22 protein-coding genes, 2 pseudogenes and 1 riboswitch are annotated in these 17,303 nt (G+C 55.6%); of the genes and pseudogenes, 17 read left to right on the forward strand and 7 right to left on the reverse strand.

Going from position 1 to position 17,303, the window contains the following annotated elements; translation table 11 throughout:
- Positions 1-26 precede the first annotated feature (26 nt).
- On the reverse strand, positions 27-707 hold the full coding sequence (locus QPJ95_RS13335; protein WP_270919995.1) for a DUF7146 domain-containing protein: 681 nt from the start codon (positions 705-707) through the stop codon (positions 27-29).
- Positions 708-1,223: 516 nt separating this feature from the next.
- Complete coding sequence (locus QPJ95_RS13340; protein WP_313851604.1) at positions 1,224-1,871, reverse strand: tyrosine-type recombinase/integrase; 648 nt, start codon at positions 1,869-1,871, stop codon at positions 1,224-1,226.
- A gap of 360 nt (positions 1,872-2,231) precedes the next feature.
- Between QPJ95_RS13340 and QPJ95_RS13345 the strand changes: the two are divergent.
- From QPJ95_RS13345 to QPJ95_RS13370, 7 genes and pseudogenes are all read left to right on the forward strand, one after another.
- Positions 2,232-2,303, forward strand: a pseudogene (locus QPJ95_RS13345) (hypothetical protein); the annotation flags it as partial.
- 6 nt (positions 2,304-2,309) lie between these two features.
- Positions 2,310-2,672: a hypothetical protein gene (locus tag QPJ95_RS13350; RefSeq protein ID WP_286018295.1), complete on the forward strand. Its 363-nt coding sequence runs from the start codon at positions 2,310-2,312 to the stop codon at positions 2,670-2,672.
- A gap of 97 nt (positions 2,673-2,769) precedes the next feature.
- On the forward strand, positions 2,770-3,408 hold the full coding sequence (locus tag QPJ95_RS13355) for a phage portal protein (RefSeq protein WP_270921308.1): 639 nt from the start codon (positions 2,770-2,772) through the stop codon (positions 3,406-3,408).
- A complete protein-coding gene (locus tag QPJ95_RS24200) occupies positions 3,354-3,491 on the forward strand; it encodes a S49 family peptidase (protein ID WP_390922133.1) in 138 nt (45 codons plus the stop codon). Before QPJ95_RS13355 ends, QPJ95_RS24200 begins: the two co-directional genes overlap by 55 nt.
- A gap of 113 nt (positions 3,492-3,604) precedes the next feature.
- Positions 3,605-5,034 (forward strand): annotated as a pseudogene (locus tag QPJ95_RS13360) (IS3 family transposase).
- A gap of 200 nt (positions 5,035-5,234) precedes the next feature.
- The gene (locus QPJ95_RS13365) at positions 5,235-5,369 is read left to right on the forward strand and encodes a hypothetical protein (RefSeq protein ID WP_270920557.1); all 135 of its coding nucleotides are present in this window, start codon (positions 5,235-5,237) and stop codon (positions 5,367-5,369) included.
- A 50-nt stretch (positions 5,370-5,419) separates the two neighbouring features.
- Entirely contained in the window at positions 5,420-5,785 is a 366-nt protein-coding gene (locus QPJ95_RS13370; protein ID WP_270920556.1) for a head-tail connector protein, read from the forward strand.
- 236 nt (positions 5,786-6,021) lie between these two features.
- Here the strand turns inward: QPJ95_RS13370 and QPJ95_RS13375 are convergent, their stop codons facing one another.
- A complete protein-coding gene (locus QPJ95_RS13375; RefSeq protein WP_270920555.1) occupies positions 6,022-6,360 on the reverse strand; it encodes a hypothetical protein in 339 nt (112 codons plus the stop codon).
- A 258-nt stretch (positions 6,361-6,618) separates the two neighbouring features.
- Here QPJ95_RS13375 and QPJ95_RS13380 point away from each other — a divergent pair, with 258 nt between their 5' ends.
- From QPJ95_RS13380 to QPJ95_RS13395, 4 genes are all read left to right on the forward strand, one after another.
- The gene (locus QPJ95_RS13380) at positions 6,619-6,972 is read left to right on the forward strand and encodes a DUF1833 family protein (RefSeq protein WP_270920554.1); all 354 of its coding nucleotides are present in this window, start codon (positions 6,619-6,621) and stop codon (positions 6,970-6,972) included.
- Positions 6,973-7,042: 70 nt separating this feature from the next.
- Positions 7,043-7,246 carry a hypothetical protein gene (locus tag QPJ95_RS13385; RefSeq protein ID WP_270920553.1) on the forward strand — a complete coding sequence of 68 codons (204 nt, stop codon included), beginning with the start codon at positions 7,043-7,045 and terminating at the stop codon, positions 7,244-7,246.
- 29 nt (positions 7,247-7,275) lie between these two features.
- Positions 7,276-7,590, forward strand: a complete 315-nt coding sequence (locus QPJ95_RS13390) for a hypothetical protein (RefSeq protein WP_270920552.1) — start codon at positions 7,276-7,278, stop codon at positions 7,588-7,590.
- Positions 7,591-7,631: 41 nt separating this feature from the next.
- Complete coding sequence (locus QPJ95_RS13395; protein ID WP_270920551.1) at positions 7,632-7,760, forward strand: hypothetical protein; 129 nt, start codon at positions 7,632-7,634, stop codon at positions 7,758-7,760.
- Positions 7,761-8,191: 431 nt separating this feature from the next.
- On the opposite strand, the gene QPJ95_RS13400 is transcribed toward QPJ95_RS13395, so the two are convergent.
- The 3 genes from QPJ95_RS13400 to QPJ95_RS13410 form a co-directional block, all read right to left on the reverse strand.
- Complete coding sequence (locus QPJ95_RS13400; RefSeq protein ID WP_270920550.1) at positions 8,192-8,596, reverse strand: hypothetical protein; 405 nt, start codon at positions 8,594-8,596, stop codon at positions 8,192-8,194.
- Between the two features lie 308 nt (positions 8,597-8,904).
- Positions 8,905-9,681, reverse strand: a complete 777-nt coding sequence (locus QPJ95_RS13405) for an autotransporter outer membrane beta-barrel domain-containing protein (RefSeq protein WP_270920549.1) — start codon at positions 9,679-9,681, stop codon at positions 8,905-8,907.
- A gap of 7 nt (positions 9,682-9,688) precedes the next feature.
- Entirely contained in the window at positions 9,689-10,378 is a 690-nt protein-coding gene (locus tag QPJ95_RS13410) for a hypothetical protein (protein ID WP_270920548.1), read from the reverse strand.
- A 507-nt stretch (positions 10,379-10,885) separates the two neighbouring features.
- Here QPJ95_RS13410 and QPJ95_RS13415 point away from each other — a divergent pair.
- From QPJ95_RS13415 to QPJ95_RS13435, 5 genes are all read left to right on the forward strand, one after another.
- Entirely contained in the window at positions 10,886-11,623 is a 738-nt protein-coding gene (locus QPJ95_RS13415; RefSeq protein WP_270920547.1) for an amino acid ABC transporter substrate-binding protein, read from the forward strand.
- Between the two features lie 60 nt (positions 11,624-11,683).
- Complete coding sequence (locus QPJ95_RS13420; protein WP_270920546.1) at positions 11,684-11,926, forward strand: hypothetical protein; 243 nt, start codon at positions 11,684-11,686, stop codon at positions 11,924-11,926.
- Between the two features lie 200 nt (positions 11,927-12,126).
- A complete protein-coding gene (locus QPJ95_RS13425; protein ID WP_270920545.1) occupies positions 12,127-13,242 on the forward strand; it encodes an amino acid ABC transporter permease in 1,116 nt (371 codons plus the stop codon).
- 2 nt (positions 13,243-13,244) lie between these two features.
- Entirely contained in the window at positions 13,245-14,573 is a 1,329-nt protein-coding gene (locus QPJ95_RS13430) for an amino acid ABC transporter permease (protein WP_270920544.1), read from the forward strand.
- A 16-nt stretch (positions 14,574-14,589) separates the two neighbouring features.
- Positions 14,590-15,366: an amino acid ABC transporter ATP-binding protein gene (locus QPJ95_RS13435; protein WP_270920543.1), complete on the forward strand. Its 777-nt coding sequence runs from the start codon at positions 14,590-14,592 to the stop codon at positions 15,364-15,366.
- On the opposite strand, the gene QPJ95_RS13440 is transcribed toward QPJ95_RS13435, so the two are convergent.
- Positions 15,350-15,895: an FAD-dependent oxidoreductase gene (locus QPJ95_RS13440; protein WP_270920542.1), complete on the reverse strand. Its 546-nt coding sequence runs from the start codon at positions 15,893-15,895 to the stop codon at positions 15,350-15,352. The genes QPJ95_RS13435 and QPJ95_RS13440 overlap by 17 nt on opposite strands.
- Before the next feature lie 94 nt (positions 15,896-15,989).
- Here QPJ95_RS13440 and QPJ95_RS13445 point away from each other — a divergent pair, with 94 nt between their 5' ends.
- On the forward strand, positions 15,990-16,964 hold the full coding sequence (locus tag QPJ95_RS13445) for a CehA/McbA family metallohydrolase (RefSeq protein WP_270920541.1): 975 nt from the start codon (positions 15,990-15,992) through the stop codon (positions 16,962-16,964).
- A 255-nt stretch (positions 16,965-17,219) separates the two neighbouring features.
- A riboswitch (SAM riboswitch) is annotated at positions 17,220-17,300 on the forward strand.
- Positions 17,301-17,303 lie beyond the last annotated feature (3 nt).

A 17,303-nucleotide genomic window follows, 5' to 3' on the forward strand; every position in this document is an offset into this window, starting at 1 on the left:
ACCGCATCAGCCGGGAAACCTCGTCCTTATCGGCCCATTCCGCCCGCTCTTGTTTGTACTCCCGGGTCAGGCCAACTTGTGGTTTGGTCGCCATCTGTAGCAATTACCAGCATGCTGGGTTCTTGGGGCAGTTGCAGCGACTTCATGCCAGAAGTAGACAACGACGCCCAAAGAGTCGCAGGGCCTATGAATAGCCCGCTCAACAGCGCCAAGCCGGTTTCAATACCTTCGCATACCAACAATGGCCCTTGCGCTTCAGACAAGACTACCGCGCCGCCCGCACATGGCCCAAGCATCATCTTGGCCGATGTTCTCAGACGAAGTCCTTGCTTGTTAAAGAACGTGCGATGAACTCCGCCGGTTGAGACATCGGCCAACATGGCGCAGGTCCAAGTCGCACTTGGCGCATGATATAAATTCGAGATGAAACGCGGGCTAGTTGGCAGATAGCAGGTGATATATCTGCCCCTTAAATAGCTATCTGCTTTCGTGCCGATGATCGGCCTGGCCGCTTCCCAGAGAGATCGAGCATTTGCCAGTTTCGCGGCCTGACAATCCGCCTGTTTGCGTTGGGCTTGTTCCCGCGCTGTAAAGTCGATTTGGAGGTTTTCAAGTGGCAAATCCACCGCATGGGCAAGATCCGGAAAACGGCAATTCGACTTGAAACAATGGAGCAAAAGTGTGCCGCCTTGTTCCGAGATACTCAAAGCGGCCTGATCTCTGCGACGTTCGATCTGGCAGATTGGGCAGGGTGCTGATCCGCGCCCATTCTTTCAATGGCCACCGAGATTAGATGTGATTTGTTGCGCGTCGGTCATGATGGGAATGTCTTTCGCTTTTTGGCGCAGCACGGTAGGATAAGAGCGTTCTCAACACTTCAATAAGCCCAGCGCCCGCGCCCGTTGTTTCGGGGGTGGTTTGGTTATTTCACGATGCCCATGATCCAAGTGTCGATCTCGCACACGTCCTGGTAAGTTGCGCGGGCCAGCTTGTGTTTTTGAATGGGCTCGGCGTTGTGAAATTTTTCCAACGTCGTTTGGCGTAGACCAAAGTTGCGATATCATCAGGTGCTCCTGACTGGTGACTTGGGGTCTTAGTGCCGAGCGAATACCCGCTCAGACGCGCACAGGAAACAGTGGCCATGAAGGAAGGGCTTTTTCGATGACCGACGCGTTGCAATCCTGAGCCGCTCATTTCAACGGCTTGTTCAAATGTCGGAACTGTCATCTTGCCACCATCGACACAATGGCATCCGACGCGCTAGTCACATGGCGGGCCCATTTTTCAAGAAGAACACGGCGCCTGTCGAGGTAATCTGTGCGGCGGTAGGCGCGCTCAACATTTGTTCCCGCAACATGGGCCAACATCATTTCAACGACATCATGAGGGGTGTCCGGTGCCTCGGCCAGCCACACCCTCAAGCTGGAGCGAAAACCATGTGGACGCTCTTTCATACTCCTGCGTTCCATAAGACGCGACCTGGTGGCATCGCTGATGACCCCGGCCCGAACAGATGGAAAAAGGAAACCATCACGCTGGAAGGGTAGGGCTTGCTCTATAACATTCTGTGCCTCGGTCGAAAGAATTACACGAAAATCTGTGGTCTGGCCCTCACGCTCTTTCATGACTTCGGCAGGTATCGTCCAGACATTGGCGTCGATCTGAGCTATCTGAAGCAACCGTATCGGCTTTGATCTGAGACCTGTCAAAATGAGCAATCGCAGCGCCAGATGTGTGAGCGTTGGCTCCGCCAAGCTCTTGTAGAATTCAGGAACGATCTGGTGGGCTACCCAAACCCATTTCTCTGCGCCGACCTGCTGCCCGGCAGTCGTTTGCGTGGCAAACGATGAGAGGGGGCCTGCATTGACCACGTGCGCAGCCAGATGAGAGTTTCTGAGCGTCCATTGCCGACAGGCGATTGCATAGCAATCTGCCGAGAGAGTGTATGTCGTGTCTTGGGCCAGCACCAGCCCAGGACACGTCAAGTGCCACAGGGAGTGCTGACGAAGACTGCCCCTCTCGACGGTATATGCAGGGCCTGCACCGAGAGAGGTTTCCAAAGATACACTTGATGTTCATCGCTTGGCTGATGGACAACACATGCAAGTTCTCAATGGAATAGACGGATTTGCGGAGCTGTTTAGATGGATTGAACCGCAACCAACAGCGCTGATCATTTGTGAAGCTACCGGGCCATATCATCGACAATTAGAACAGGCGCCGGTCAATGATTGTCACAGAGTTCTGGGAAGTGGCAGGGAAACGCGCGGATACAGGGCGGGTGCTCAAATCTGCGACATGCCATCTTCATGCCCGCGCTGGTCGCAATCCGGTTTGATGCGGACCTGAAAGCTAAATACGATCAGCTCGCCACCGCTGGGAAAGAGAAAAAAGTCGCCGTCACGGCGGTCATGCGAAAGCGGCTTGTCCTTGCAAACGCACAGTTGCGCGATCACCGGATGTTACCCTGCCGGGCAGTGGGCTCCACAGTGCTCTGGCCGACCGCCCACAAGCGCCTGAGGCCATCGTGCCGGTGGACCAAAGTCCAACTTTCAACTCGGACCACGCAAGTGGGGCTGCTCAGCATCACCTTCATTTCTTCCATCGTTGATGATCTGAATGCAGGGGGTGGTTCTACGCTAGAAAAATCTTTGATGGTGGCGAACTCGTAGGCCTGAAACGAATTGAGCCGGGTCTGGTGAGTGTCGACGAGACTTTGGATGAAACAAAACGCTTCAAGTTCACCAACGATGCAGCGCCGCCCTATGTTTGGACTATGCCAGTCGGGCAATATTTTCCAACATTGAGCACCAATCCCTTGAGTTGGTAACTGACAGCCTTCGCCCAATTCTGGAGCTGATCGAGCAGTCGGTGAATAAGTTCCTGATCGAAGACGATGATGTGCCTTTTGAATTCAATGTTCGCAGCCTTTTGCGTGATGATTTGAAGGCCCGCTATGAGGTTTATGCGAAGGGCCGTCAGTGGGGTTGGCTGACCGTCGATGACGTGCTGCGCATGGAGAATGAAAACGGCATCGGCTCAGCCGGTGATCGATACATGGAGCCATTGAATATGGTTCCAGTGGGATCCGATGCAGGTCGCCGTGGCGCGGTCCAAGTCTTGAAACTTCATGGTACGATCATGCCTCGCGGTGGAATGATGTCTCTAATGTCAGGAGGGGCATCGCTTGAAATGTTCCAGAAAGCGTTTGCCAGCGCCGCAGATGATACAAACGCGCAGGCCATCGTGCTCGAAGTCGATAGCGGCGGCATGGTGGACCAGGTGCCGGAAGCAGCGGCGATGATTTACCGCGCTCGGCGCGTCGATCGCCCCATCGTGCAGTTGCCAACACCATGGCTGGTTCTGCGGCGTACTGGATCGCCGCCGCAGCAGATGAACTGGTGGTGAAGCCATCGGGTAAGGTGGGTTCGATCGGCGTTTATACCATGCATGACAACATGTCGGCGGCGCTGGAAAAAGGCTGGAATTGAGCGGGCCTTGATGTCGGCGCCGGTGTCTGTCTGACGTCAGCGCCTATGGGTCCAAATAGCGTTATTTGATAAGAGAGTGTTTCTGGCTCATCGCAACCACTGAGGAGTGGAACATGAGACATACAACTGGAACAGGCAAAAGCCCTGGCGAGAAGATCGTCAAAGATATCAAGCGGGCCACCCCTGCCCGGCAGCACATGCGCAGCATGTGTGAGAGGGGCGCAAGCATTACTCATCCGAAGAGAAGATCAGGATCGTCCTGGATGGCCTTCGTGGCGAAGACAGCATTGCTGAGCTGTGCCGTCGTGAGGGCATTTCCCAAGGCATCTACTACAAATGGTCGAAAGACTTCATGGAAGCTGGCAAGAAGCGGCTGGCTGGCGATACTGCACGCGCTGCAAACACCGACGAAGTGAAGGATCTGCGCCGTGAAGCGCGTGATCTGAAGGAAGTTGTGGCGGAACAAACGCTCGAACTCCGTTTGCTTAAAAAAAGCATGTTCGACGGTGGGGACGGCCGCGAATGAGATACCTGTCACCCGGCAGGCGATTGCGTAGCAATCTGCCGAAAGGGGGCATCTGAGAAGTTAGAGATCATCAGGCTGGTTGAGGGATCGCATCTGTCGGCCCGCCTGACATTGGCCAAGTTGGGCATCCCACGCACCACTTTCTATCGTTGGTATGATAGGTATTTGCAGCGCGGCGAAGCTGGACTGCAGGATCAATCGCCGAAGCCCAAACTCGTCTGGAACCGTATTCCGGACGCGATACGGCGCAAGGTCGTGAAGTTGGCGCTGAACGAGACCGAGTTGTCGCCACGTGAACTGGCAGTGACGTTCACGGATCGAGAAAGCTATTTCGTATCAGAGGCTTCGACGTATCGGATCTTGAAGGCGCACGATCTGATCACCAGCCCCGCCTTCATCGTTATAAAGGCGGCGAGCGAGTTCAAAGACAAAACCACAGCCATCAACCAGTTGTGGCAGACGGACTTCACATATCTGAAGATCATCGGCTGGGGTTGGTTTTATCTCAGCACGATCTTGGACGATTACAGCCGGTACATCATCTCATGGAAGCTTTGCACGAACATGAGAACACAAGACGTCACTGATACGTTGGACTTGGCTTTGGAAGCATCGGGATGTGACCAAGTTCATGTCGTCCACAAGCCACGCCTGCTGAGTGATAACGGTTCCAGCTACGTCTCAGGGGAACTGGCGGAATGGCTGCAAGACAAGGGCATGAAGCACAGCCGTGGCGCGCCGTATCACCCGCAAACCCAAGGTAAGATCGAGCGGTGGCATCAAACCTTGAAGAACCGCATCTTGTTAGAGCACTACTTCCTGCCCGGTGATCTCGAAGCCCAAATCGAAGCCTTCGTCGATCACTACAATCATCACCGCTACCACGAGAGCCTGAACAACGTCACACCCGCCGACGTCTACTTCGGACGCGACAAAGCCATTCTACAACAAAGGGAAAGGATCAAACGTAGGACGCTCGAAACGCGGCGCTTGCATCACAGACAACGCGCCGCATAATGAAGCCAACCAGATGAGCCGAACTCTCTTGTAGTTTAACCTGCCATTGGTTCCAAAAACCCTGACGACGGACAGCCGGTGTCAAAGACCTGACAAACGCAGCAATCATCCAGCTTACCAAGGCTGCTGGTGATGACAACAAGCAGGCAATCGTTGAGATCTGGGGTGAAGACCCAGATATCAAAAGCAACTTCAGTCACGTGCGGCTGACGATTTCGGTGGCTGCTGCAAACAGCGATTGTGCTGCCCTGGTGCTCGGCAGTCATCCCCGACAAGGCCCGGCATCGGAACGCGATCTGGCCAGCGTGGTCGAGATCGTCAATCTGAACGCCTGAAGCAGGATGCACCTGGGGCAATAGTCCCCGGGTGATACAGGCGGCGCCCTATGTCATTTGTTGTTTCTGTACCGCCTGCGGCTGAGATCTTTACTGCAGCGGATTTACCTTCAGATTTGGACCTTGGTGTCGATGAAACCAATTTTGACACACAGATCGCAGGCAATATTTCTGCAGCATGGGCCACCGCGGAAAACTATATGCGCAAGCGTCTTTTGGCGCAGCCTCTCGTGGCAACCTTTTGTGGTTTTGGTCGAAGTGGTAGGCTGGCAGCGCCTATAGTTCTCGTGCAATCTATTTCAAAATCTGAATATCGAACCAGCGGTGGCGATTGGCGGAAAATCCCATCTTCCGAGGTGGGTGCTTATTTAGCGGACCAACCGGGGCACTTGATGCCCGCTGCTGGATATTCCTGACCGCCTCTAATTCAAGAACCTGAAAATGTCCACGTCACATTTGTAGCAGGTATCGGTGTTGACAAGACGGCGATTGACCTAGGCATTTTGCAAGCGATCCACCTAATGGCAGCGGATGTATTCGTTAATCGCGCCGCACCGTCCAGCCTTGGGCGTGGCAGAGAGAGAAATATTAAATGACAGTATCGCATATTGGGCCGCTGACCGAAGCCCTGTAGGCGCAGTTGGTCGCGGCGTTAAGCGAAGGCGACGTTGCCGAAGAGGAACACGGTACCGCGCCTGATGTGCCCGTATTTACCGATGTGACCGAGCAGAAACACCGGCTTTATGTGCGGATCGGAATAGGCACCATGCTGCAAGGCAATTCCAACGTCGGCCACGCTGATCGTCACGCTTTTCTGGTGCGCGCAATTCACGAAACCATGGGGGTGGCGATCACAGTTCCCTCGGTTGAATTGCCCCGTGTCGCAGGTGTTGTTGATGCACTTTCGAAGTGGGCACCTCTGGAACCCTCGCACATGATCAACTTCATAAGTGCTGGCAATTTCCCGCGCCCAGCAATCATCTTCGCGCACTGCGTCCACCAAAGCGTTGACTGCAGCGCAAAAACTCCTGTCCGTTGCTGCGAGGATAACAGCGCCAACTCTGCGTAGCCTAGTTGGCGTTATGGCATTCTTTGGCGGGCCGGTTGGGTTGGCCCTGGCGGTGGTCACCACCACGTTGGCCGTGATGGCTATGCGCACGTCTGAACTGGACAGGTTGACCGAGTCCGTCACTGGACGGGTACAGCGACAGGGTCAGAATTGACGCTTTGACCCGCGAGGCGCAGCAATATGACCGGGTGGTTGCGCAATTGGAGCGAGCGGCTTCTGGGGTTGCTGCCGGACTTGATTGCGATGGGCCTGCCTCAGGCAGAAGCCGAAAACCAGCGCTATATCCGGGAGAGCAATGCGCAAGAGAGTGATGAGGTTCTGCTGCCGCTTATCTCACTAAGTCACCCCGACGGGGCACAGCTTGAGCGGCTGGTGCCGGGTCGCAATCTGATTGTTCACCGGGGGCTGGAATTTCAGCCGGCCGCTTTTGAAATCTCGCTTCCCGACGACCTCGAAGAGGGCGCTCCGGTGATGAATTGGGCAGCTGATAACACTGACTTGTCTTGTCAGCCTGTTGCGCCACGCGCGCAATAAAATCTATGCTGAGGCGAACATTTCGGACCTGTCGCCGATGGTGAGAGCTTGGCGCAGTGGTGAGCAGGTTATGGATCTGTATCCCGACGATGTGGCCGAAGACAGTGAGAGAGTCCATTTGATGACGGATGTGGAAACTGTCCGCTACACGCGGGACCGGGTTGCGTCAGCTTCCATCGACATTTCCTTTCCGCAATGCTTGGGTAAGATCCGCAGTGCATCGGCGACCGCTGGCAGAACCGTCGATCCTGCCTTTCTATATCTCTATATCTGACGGCTATCCGGTCCTTCAGGGTCGGGGCATTGCCCAGCCATCAGGATATCTCTGAAATTGCCATCAAGATGCGCACCAGCGAACAACTGAACGGGCAGGTCGACAGCTTGAGCGCCATAGTGCTGCAGATGGCCCCGGTTCGGCAGGACTTCACACCTCGCAATTACTGGGGCTTCAAGGGCGCGGCGGCCTACCGGGGGAAGTCGAGTTTGAGCCGATTACCGGCTCGACGGATGGCGCTTGCGTTCTGTTTGACTGGCGCAATACCAGCAACGCCCTGTTCCGCGTCACCAAAATTCCCCTTATCCGAGCTGCCCAGATTGACCCAGAAACCCATGCCTTGACTGGCTTCGCCTAGATTGCCAAGGACATCGTGGTCGTCTCAATGGATACACAAGCGGTGATCGACCTAGGCGCGGCATCTGCGGGGCATGTGCAGACCCAGATTTTTGCCGCCCGCGTGCTCAAGGGCACGGTGCCAATCCCGAAAAATCACCAAGACGACAGTTTTTAGCCGGCCTCAGGCGGCTGACAAAAAGCCGATGGTCCAAAGGGCCGGGGCAATCGGTAGTTCAAATTTGTAGGCAAGGGGAAGACCCGTGACCATGATCGAGCAAAAGGTCCAAGGCATCGCCAATATCTCAACTCTCGGTGGTGCGGCCATTGCGCATATTGAAGCGGACACCAAATTGGCCATCGAAACGGCCTGAGCGGGCGACAATGCTTATCGAGCTGGATTATGGCTTGGGGTCCAAGGATCACATGGTCTATGTTCATTCCCTCAAAGCCTTGTACCGCAAAGGTGATGACCTGGCTGGGTTCTTCGATCTTCACGGAAGGAATTGAAAGCCGCGCGGATGCGCGATTATCGAAGCCAGAAATCCAATTAGGGAGCCATAGTAGGCGAGGGCGGATCAAGAGTTTGTGCCGTAGCGCCAGGCCAATCTAGTTCAAGATGTCGGCGACCGCCCCGATCAGATTCAGAACCTTGTGGGTGTCGCGGCTGACCTCATAAATGTAATTGCCAGCACGGAGGTAGTAGCCGTCCGACCTCAATCCCCACCGGCCAGGCGTGTCGACAAGGATGTACTCGTTCAGAATCCGGTCGCCTGTGTTGTAGCGCTTTCTGACTTGCCCGGGAGGGATGCAGCGCGGCGATTTCTTGGCCAGTCCGGGTGGACAGTTCCTAACCGGAGATCCGTAGCGGGTTTCCGGCAGGTGCGCAGGGGCTTGCCGGGTGACTTTGAATTTGTGTTTTCCCTTGGAGTTGCCACTGTCTGCCCAGGCGGCTCCGGACAGCAAAGTAGCACAAAATGCGGCGAAGGCCGCAGTGTAGACCAACATCTTCATCGAGATTACCTCTTTGCGCATAGGACCAGAAGATAGGCCGCGGGGATGTGTAAGTCATTTAGCATGCCTGTGCAGGAGGCCAAGCTGTGCAGAGGAACGTAAGCAGGAAACAGCCAAGGTGCTGCAGGGCATCACCTGTTGGTGGAGATACCTGAACCTCAGCCCTGGATCATGAACTTGTGGCCCAAAGGAGTTGTTGACGACATCCAACAAAGGAGTCCTGCAGGGACTGTCGATGCGTACTGCCGATGTCAGGAATGCCATCTGCGGCGCGCCTATGGAAACCAAAGGCGCGCCGCGGGGGCCGTTTAGAAGCGCAGCGCGTAGCTGATGCTGGCGATGCCGGTGGGGGCTTTCCGGTAGGCGGACTGGGCCAGTTCGGCGTCCAGGGCAATTTCGGCGCCATTGGTCAGGAAATAGCTGACCCCGGCCGTGGCAAAGGCCCGGGTTTGGTTCAGCACGGTTGGTGCGGCGACGCTGAAGCTGGCCAGACCGGGGATCAAGCTGGTGCCGGTCACCGAATCTTCACTGCGGTTCAGGTCGTGTGCGGCACCGATGCCAAAGCGCAGGCTGGTGTTGGCTGAAGCCCGCAGCTCACCGTTGAACCCCAAAGTGGCGGTGGTCACCTCTGATGTATAGGCGTCAAAGCTGGCCGGGAAGCTGACGCTGCCACTCTCGGTATAGGCGCTGCGGGTGGTTCTGGCGTTCTCGACCCGCAGGTAGGGGGTGAGCAGCGCAAAGCCCTGATCAAAGCCATAGCCGATTTCGCCGCGCGCTGCGGTGGTGGTAAGGCTGGCGTTGCCGCTGCCGGACTCGGTGTCGGCCAGGGCGCTGGAGCGGCTGATGTCGGCATCGCCGCCAGAGCGCGCCACGGCCAGACGCCAGGTCAGGCCGGTGTTGCCGGCACTGTTTGACCGCAGGCTGAAACCGATGGCGGTTTGGTCGCCGCTCAGGTCAAGCCCGTCGAGCCCGCGCAGCTCTCCCAGGCCGGAGACAAAGCCGTTAAGGGTGAGGCTGTCGCTGAGCCCCAGAGCAGCGGTGATGCCGCCGAAGTGCTGCTGGCCGGTGCCGGAAACATCCGCCAATCCAGCCTCAAGCCTCAAGCCTCAGCGCCATTGGCAGGGTTGCGGGGCCATCCGCCGTGGTCGCGGCCGGGCGGTTCACTGTCAGCTCGCGGTTGAGGCTAAAATTCATCACCGCGTTGCGCATGCCAACCGCTGCCGCCTGATCTGCCGCACTTTGACCAATCGCTATCTGGGAATTGAGCAGATCCAGCATTGTGCTGTGGTAGGTGAAGGCACGGTCGTCGCCGAATGAATCGGCGTAGCCGACGGTCACATACCCGTCAGCACTGACGCCGAATGCCCTTGATACGGTGCCGCCAGTCAAAGTGCCGAGGCTGACCATGCCGCTGCCCGCGTCCCAGCGAAATGCATTCAAGCCGACGCCTGAATGGCTTTGAGCCACGATCACAGAGCCATCGGCGCTGACGCCGGCGGCTATCGAATAACTGCCGCCGGTCGAGGTGCCAAGGTCGACCATACCATTGGCCGCATCCCAGCGAAACGCACGGGTGCCGACGGATGATCCGCTTTGACCCACGACCACAGCGCCATCGGCGCTGACGCCGTGGGCTTTCGAGGAGAAGCCGCTGCCCAAGGCGCCGAGGTCGGTCATCATCTCCTGAGCGTTGGCGGCGCTGGCAACGCCGATGGCGGTGGTGGTCAGCAGAAAAATACCAGAGAAAGAATTGCGTTTGGGGAAAATTGATTGATCGTGCATTTATGTCTCCATTTCTACGGTGACATGCGCGCATAGATGCTAAGGGTGAGTTACTTAAGTGATTGTTTTTGATTTTAAATTCAAGGGTGTAGCCGGGTTTGGGTGCAGCGTGGGGATGTGCGGATAACGCGCCGGAGGGCAGGCCCTCAATCGTTCCACATTGCGGTCCGCCAGACTGCCCTGTCGGCTTGTTTCAGCCGCGAAGCACCGTTGCGGCCCTGCGCACGAAGGGCATCAATACCGGGGCCGCCGATCCGTGCAGCAATTTATTGGATGCACAAGCCCGTAAGCTGCCCGTTCTGCTGCGCGCTGTGCCGCATTATTTTAATACCGACAGCGAGATCACGCAATTAGCGGCCGCAATCAAAGTATTGAAATGAATGCAGTTCCGACCAAATGCGTGATTTTTATGAATTCTTTGCTGGGTGATTAAGATTCTACTAGCTTGAAATTGATATAAGAGTTGAAAATGCCCGTTTATCTAAAAATTTAAAGAGAGGGCATTATGTGAATTTTTGTAATAAATTTACATCTATTACAACCCTGGCCTTTGTTGCGACCACTGGCGCGACAATGGTCGCCGCTGAAACCACGCTGGAAATTGTCAAAGAACGTGGCCATGTGCGCTGCCAGGTTGGGCCGCCATCGCCCGGCTATTACAACCTTGATTCCGATGGCAATTGGTACGGTCTTGATGTTGCGGTTTGTCAGGCCGTCGCCTCGGCAGTCTTTGGCAGCAAAGCTGCGCTCGAAATTCAGTCGGTCAGCTCTCAGGCGCGCTTTACCGCGCTGGCCAACGGTGAAAGCGATCTGCTGTCGCGTACCGCTACCTGGACCATGACCTGTGACACTCAGCTGGGCATCGACTTTCTGTCCCCCAACTTTTACGACGGTCAGGGCTTTACCGTGCGTGCCGACAGCGGCATCACCAGCGCCATGGAACTGGGCGGCGCCAAGGTCTGTGTGACCACCGGCACCACCACCGAGCTGAACCTGACCGACTTTAGCCGCTCGAACGATCTGGGCATCAGCAACGTCACGTTTGAAGACTACAACGTGCGCGATGACACCTATCTGAACGGTGGCTGTGATGCGGTGACCGGCGACAAATCGTCGATGGCGGGCAACATTGCTTCGTTCCCGGTGCCTGGCGATCACATGATCCTGCCTGAGACCCTGCCCAAAGAGCCGCTGGCCGCTGCTGTGCGTCATGGCGACAGCCAATGGCGTGACGTGGTTCAGTAGAGCATCTTTGCTCTGGTCAACGCCGAAGAGCTGGGCATCACCAAGGCCAATGTTGATGACATGCGTTCAAGCTCGAAAGATCCAAACGTGCTGCGCATGTTGGGGGCTGAGGGCAACCTGCACGACGGTCTGGGTCTGGACAAAGACTGGGCCTACAACATCATCAAGAACGTCGGCAACTACGGCGAAATCTATGAAGCCTATATGGGCGGTGGCGAACAGGGTATCGGCATCGAACGGGCCGGTTCTTTGAATGCACTGTGGACCGATGGCGGCCTGATGTATTCGCCTCCTATGCGTTAAACCAATTGGGTGCCGGGCTGAATTGGCCCGGCACCATCGTTTTAAGCTGGCGCTAAAGTTCAGCGAAAACAACAACAGCGGGGTGATGGATGTGACGGACGAGACTCGAGGAGTGCGCGTGCGACCAAAGGAGGAATTCAATTTCTTCCAGGATAAGCGGGTGCGATCTGGGTTCTACCAGATCCTGACGGCCGCAATTGTTGGCTGGCTGGCTGGCTGGCTGGCTGGCTTGGTATCTGGTTTCGAACACCGCCCATAACCTTGAAGTGCGGGGGATGAACACCGGCTTTGGCTTCATCGATTCCTCGGCTGGGTTTGATACTGATTTCAAACTGATCGACTATACGCCGGGCATTGGCACCTATGGTCAGATTTTCCTGATCGGTATTCTGAACACCTTGCTGGTGTCGTTTATGGCGATCATTTTCAGCACTGTTCTTGGATTTTTTGTCGGCGTTATGCGCCTGTCACACAACTGGCTGGTGGCCAAAGTCGCACTGGCCTATGTCGAGATATTCCGTAATGTTCCGCTGCTGATCCAGATTGTCTTTTGGTATATTGGCGTGTTTAGCCTGCTGCCCGTGGTCAAGAAATCGCTGGATCTCTTGTTTGGCACCGGCAACCTGATCCTGAACAATCGCGGGTTTTATCTGTCAACGCCGATCCCGGGAGATCTGTTCTGGATGACCTCGGTGACCTTTGTTGGCGCTGTCATTGGTGCCGTTCTTTACCGCCGCCGTGCCCGGAAAATTCAGGACTCCACTGGCCAACAGACCAAAACACTGCTGCCGTCACTGGCGGCAATTATCGGCCTGCCACTGGTGGTCTATTATCTGACCGGACAGCCCTTGGCTTGGGATGTTCCGATGCTGAAGGGGTTCAATTTTGTCGGAGATACCTCGGTGCCGCCGTCGTTCCTGGCCTTGCTGGTTGCCCTTAGCATCTATCATGCCGCCCATATCGCCGAGTCGGTGCGCGCCGGGATTTTATCCGTCAACCGGGGTCAGCAGGATGCCGGGATGGGTATTGGTCTGAAACCGGGCAAGGTGATGCGTTTGGTAATCATTCCGCAGGCGATGCCCGCGATTGTGCCGCCGCTCATTTCAAACTGGATGAACACGGTGAAAAACTCGTCTTTGGCGATTGCTATCGGCTATCCGGATGTGGTGTCGCTGTTTATGCAAACCGCGCTGAACCAGGCCGGCTATGCGGTTGAAATGGTCGGCATGACGATGGCGTTCTATATGTTGGTCAGCCTGACAATTTCGTTTTTCCTGAACATCTATAATAAACGTGTCCAGTTGGTGGAGCGCTAATCATGGCCATTGTAAACACACAAAGATCTCCCGACCGTCCGGCGCCGATTTCAGAAACATCGGTGGTCGGTTGGCTGCAGCGCAATCTGTTCAGTTCGGTGTTCAATACGCTGCTGACCATTTTCATGCTGTTCATCATTTATCTGGCCGTCAAAGGCATTCTGGTCTGGGGTCTGTTTGACGCCACCTTTATCGCCGAGAACCGGCGCGAATGTTATGACAAAAGCCTGACAGGGGCCTGTTGGGCGGGTGTTATCGACTGGCTGGATAACATCTTTTACGGCCGTTATCCGCGCGACCAAATCTGGCGGATAAATGCTGGTGGCCTGCTCCTGGTGCTGTGGATGCTGCCGATGTGGCTGCCGCGTGTCCGGGGCAAAGTGCTGGTCGGGGCCACGGTGGTGGTGTTCTATCCGTTCCTGGCTGGCTATATGTTCTCTGGTGGCGAAATGGGCATGCTTACGCAGATCATGGCCAGCGGCGCGATAGTGTCTTTTGCTCTCATCATGGCAAATATGCTGGTTGGGCTGTGCAAGGACATGGGGCTGAACAGCTTTGTTCTTGAGGTTTTCGGCAAATCCAAAGCGGCGGACAAAACCCAGCGTAATCTGCTGTTGGCACTGGTGGCGGCGCTGTTTGTGCCGGCCTATCTCTGGCTGTCAACCTGGGCACTTGAAGTGATCTCCTGGACCAAATGGGGCGGCTTGTTCCTGACCCTGGTGATTTCCGGTATCGGCATCGCTTCGTCGCTTCCGGGTGGGATATTGCTGGCACTGGGGCGGCGCAGTGAACTGCCGGTGGTGCGGGTGCTGTCCACCGGCTTTATCGAAGTGTTCCGGTCGGTGCCGCTGATCACCGTGTTGTTCATGGCCACCACCATGTTCCCGTTGTTCATGCCCGAAGGCTTTGTTCTGAACAAGCTGACGCAGGTGATCATCGCGGTGATCCTGTTCAACGCCTGTTACATGGCTGAAATCGTACGGGCCGGCCTGCAAGCCATCCCCAAGGGACAGTTTGAGGGCGCGCATACCATCGGTCTTGGCTATTGGGGAACCATGGGGCTGATCATCATGCCTCAGGCGCTGAAACACATGATCCCGAACATTGTTGGCAATCTGATTGGCCTGCTGAAAGACACCACGCTGGTGTCGATCATCGGACTGTTCGACCTGCTGGGCATGTTGCGGTCAATCTCCAAGGATGTGCCCTGGCTTGGCCTGCATAAAGAACCGCTGATCTTTGGCGCCGTCCTGTTTTTTATCATCTGCTTCTCAATGTCCAAATACAGCCGGCATCTCGAAGTGAAACTGTCCGCTGGCGAAAAGCATTGAGTGAAGGAATAGATTTATGAGCGACACACAAATCAACGGCCAACTGGCGTTTGCTGCCTCCTCCGAGGTGATGATCGACGTCAATAAGATGAACAAATGGTATGGCAGTTTCCATGTGTTGAAAGACATTGATCTGGTGGTACACAAAGGCGAGCGTTTTGTGATTTGCGGACCTTCGGGGTCGGGGAAATCCACCCTGATCCGCTGCATCAATGCACTGGAAGACCATCAGGAAGGCGACATCATCGTTGATGGGATCAAGCTGGGCAAAAACTTGAAGAACCTGGATCACATCCGCACCGAAGTCGGCATGGTGTTCCAGAATTTCAACCTGTTCCCGCATCTCACCATCCTTGAAAACCTGACCCTTGGTCCGATCTGGGTGCGCAAAATGCCCAAAGCCGAAGCGATTGAAACCGCAATGATGTATCTGGAGCGGGTCAAGATCCCCGAACAGGCCGACAAATACCCCGGTCAAATGTCGGGCGGTCAACAACAGCGGGTGGCGATTGCCCGCTTCCTTTGCATGAACCCAAAAATCATGCTGTTTGACGAACCAACTTCGGCGCTTGATCCAGAAATGATCAAAGAGGTGCTCGACGTGATGGTTGAACTGGCCGAGACCGGCATGACTATGGTTGTGGTCACCCATGAGATGGGCTTTGCCAAAACCATCGCCGATGAGGTGATTTTCATGGACGAGGGCGACATCGTAGAACGCAACAAGCCAACCGTATTCTTTGATCATCCCGAACACGAACGGACGCAGAAATTCCTCAGCCAAATTCTGTAGGGCTGAGGATCATATTCGCCAGTTGTTCGGTATAATACGGCGCCCGCAGATAGCCGTCAGACCCGTGCCCCAGCGAATGGAACAGCTTGCGGTCATCGACCCAACTGACCTGCGGCAGATGCGAGGCCCAGGTGATTTTGTCGCTCAACGCAGGTTCCAACCCGCGCAATTGGGGCGCAGACAGGCCTTCTACCTGCCAGCCCGCCGCCATTCGGGCATCATGGTCGTAGCGCACGGCCTGCTCGGTTTCGGCATGGGCGATACGCAACTGGCCCCGGGTCTGAAAATCCACATCAAGCCCGGAACAGTCCTCGATCTCTTTCACGAATTGTGGCCAGTCCTGCAGCGATTTCCATTCAACCTGCGCGGTCTCTGACTTGGTCAGCGTCGGCTCCAAATAGCCGGCTGCAGCCCAGCTGGCCCCCTGGCCAATAGCCGCACGCTCGACCACCGTAACGGCCTGTCCGGCGGACAACAGCCTGAAAGCTAATGAAAGCCCGATGACACCACCACCAATATTTATTATCACTCATTCCGCCTTTGGTCATTCGGGGCTTGCATTGATTGTTTCAATTGGCACTATCGATAATGGATAATCAAAAATTATTCGTCTGGACGATGCAATGCCTACCAGTTTCTTCGCCGCCCCAGGCCGTTTTTTTCGTGGAAACCTCCACGCCCATTCAACAAAATCCGATGGTGCGCTTGAGCCCGCCGAGGTGTGTCGCCGTTATCAGGCCGAAGGTTATGATTTTATCGCGATGACGGACCATTTTGTTGGATTGTTTGACTACCCGATCACCGACACCACCAACTGTCGCAACAAAGATTTCACCACTTTGTTCGGGGCGGAACTCCACACCGGGTCAATGGAAAACGGTAATCTCTGGCATATTGTGGCGGTGGGCTTGCCGTTGGACTTCACCCCGCCGGATGCGCCGCATTTCAAGGCAATCGAAGGCTCCGAAACCGGTGCGTCGCTGGCCAAACGGGCGCGCGCTGCCGGCGCGTTTGTCGCAATTGCCCATCCGCATTGGTCGGGGATGACCCTTGGTGATGCCCTATCGATTGACGCCGCCCATGCGGTTGAAGTTTATAACTACGGCTGCATTGTGGATAATGATCGCGGCGAGGGGTTTCTGACGCTTGAGCAATTGTTGAATACGGATCGACGCCTCAATCTGATTGCGACCGACGACTCCCACTTCAATACACCGGATCATTTTGGCGGTTGGGTCATGGTCAAGGCCACCGAGAACACTCCTGAGGCGTTACTTGCAGCCCTAAAAGCCGGTGATTTTTATGCCAGCACAGGGCCGCAAATTGATGACATTCGTGTTTCTGATGACAGCGTTGAAATTGAATGCAGCGCGGCGACAACCATCATCATGATGGGGCAGGGTTCATCCATGGCGACGTTGCATGGGACGTCAATGACAAAGGTCACGCTTTCGCGTGAGCGTTTGAAAGAATCCCCCTGGGTCCGGATTGTGGTTATTGATCGCGCCGGCAAGCGCGCCTGGTCAAACCCGATTTGGCCCGATTTGGCCCGATTTGGCCCGATTTGGCCCGATTTGGCCCGACTAGAGTTGGGCTGACTATACCGCGCCGGTTTTCTCAAAGCCCCATTGGGTGTTGCCGCTGTCTCGGTACTACTGGACGCAGGACGCAAGGGTGGGGGGCACGGCTGTAAGCCTGTACAAGCCTGTGGCGGCCTCTTGCTTTTTGATGTGTTTTGCCGGTAATGGACCGATAGTCGCCGGATTGAACACGTGATGAAACCTGCACTGTGTCACCTTTGGGACAGCGCATTTGTTTGCGCCGCCGCCAGAGAGAGAAATTGTCAGGGCAGCCACCCGGACCGTGCGCGATTTGTTACCGGATTGCGGGGCCACGTAAAACATACCCGCTAAAGAGGTCAGGATGTGAAGGACCCC

The sequence above is a fragment of the Parasedimentitalea psychrophila genome, from assembly GCF_030285785.1.
Taxonomy (GTDB): Bacteria; Pseudomonadota; Alphaproteobacteria; order Rhodobacterales; family Rhodobacteraceae; genus Parasedimentitalea; species Parasedimentitalea psychrophila.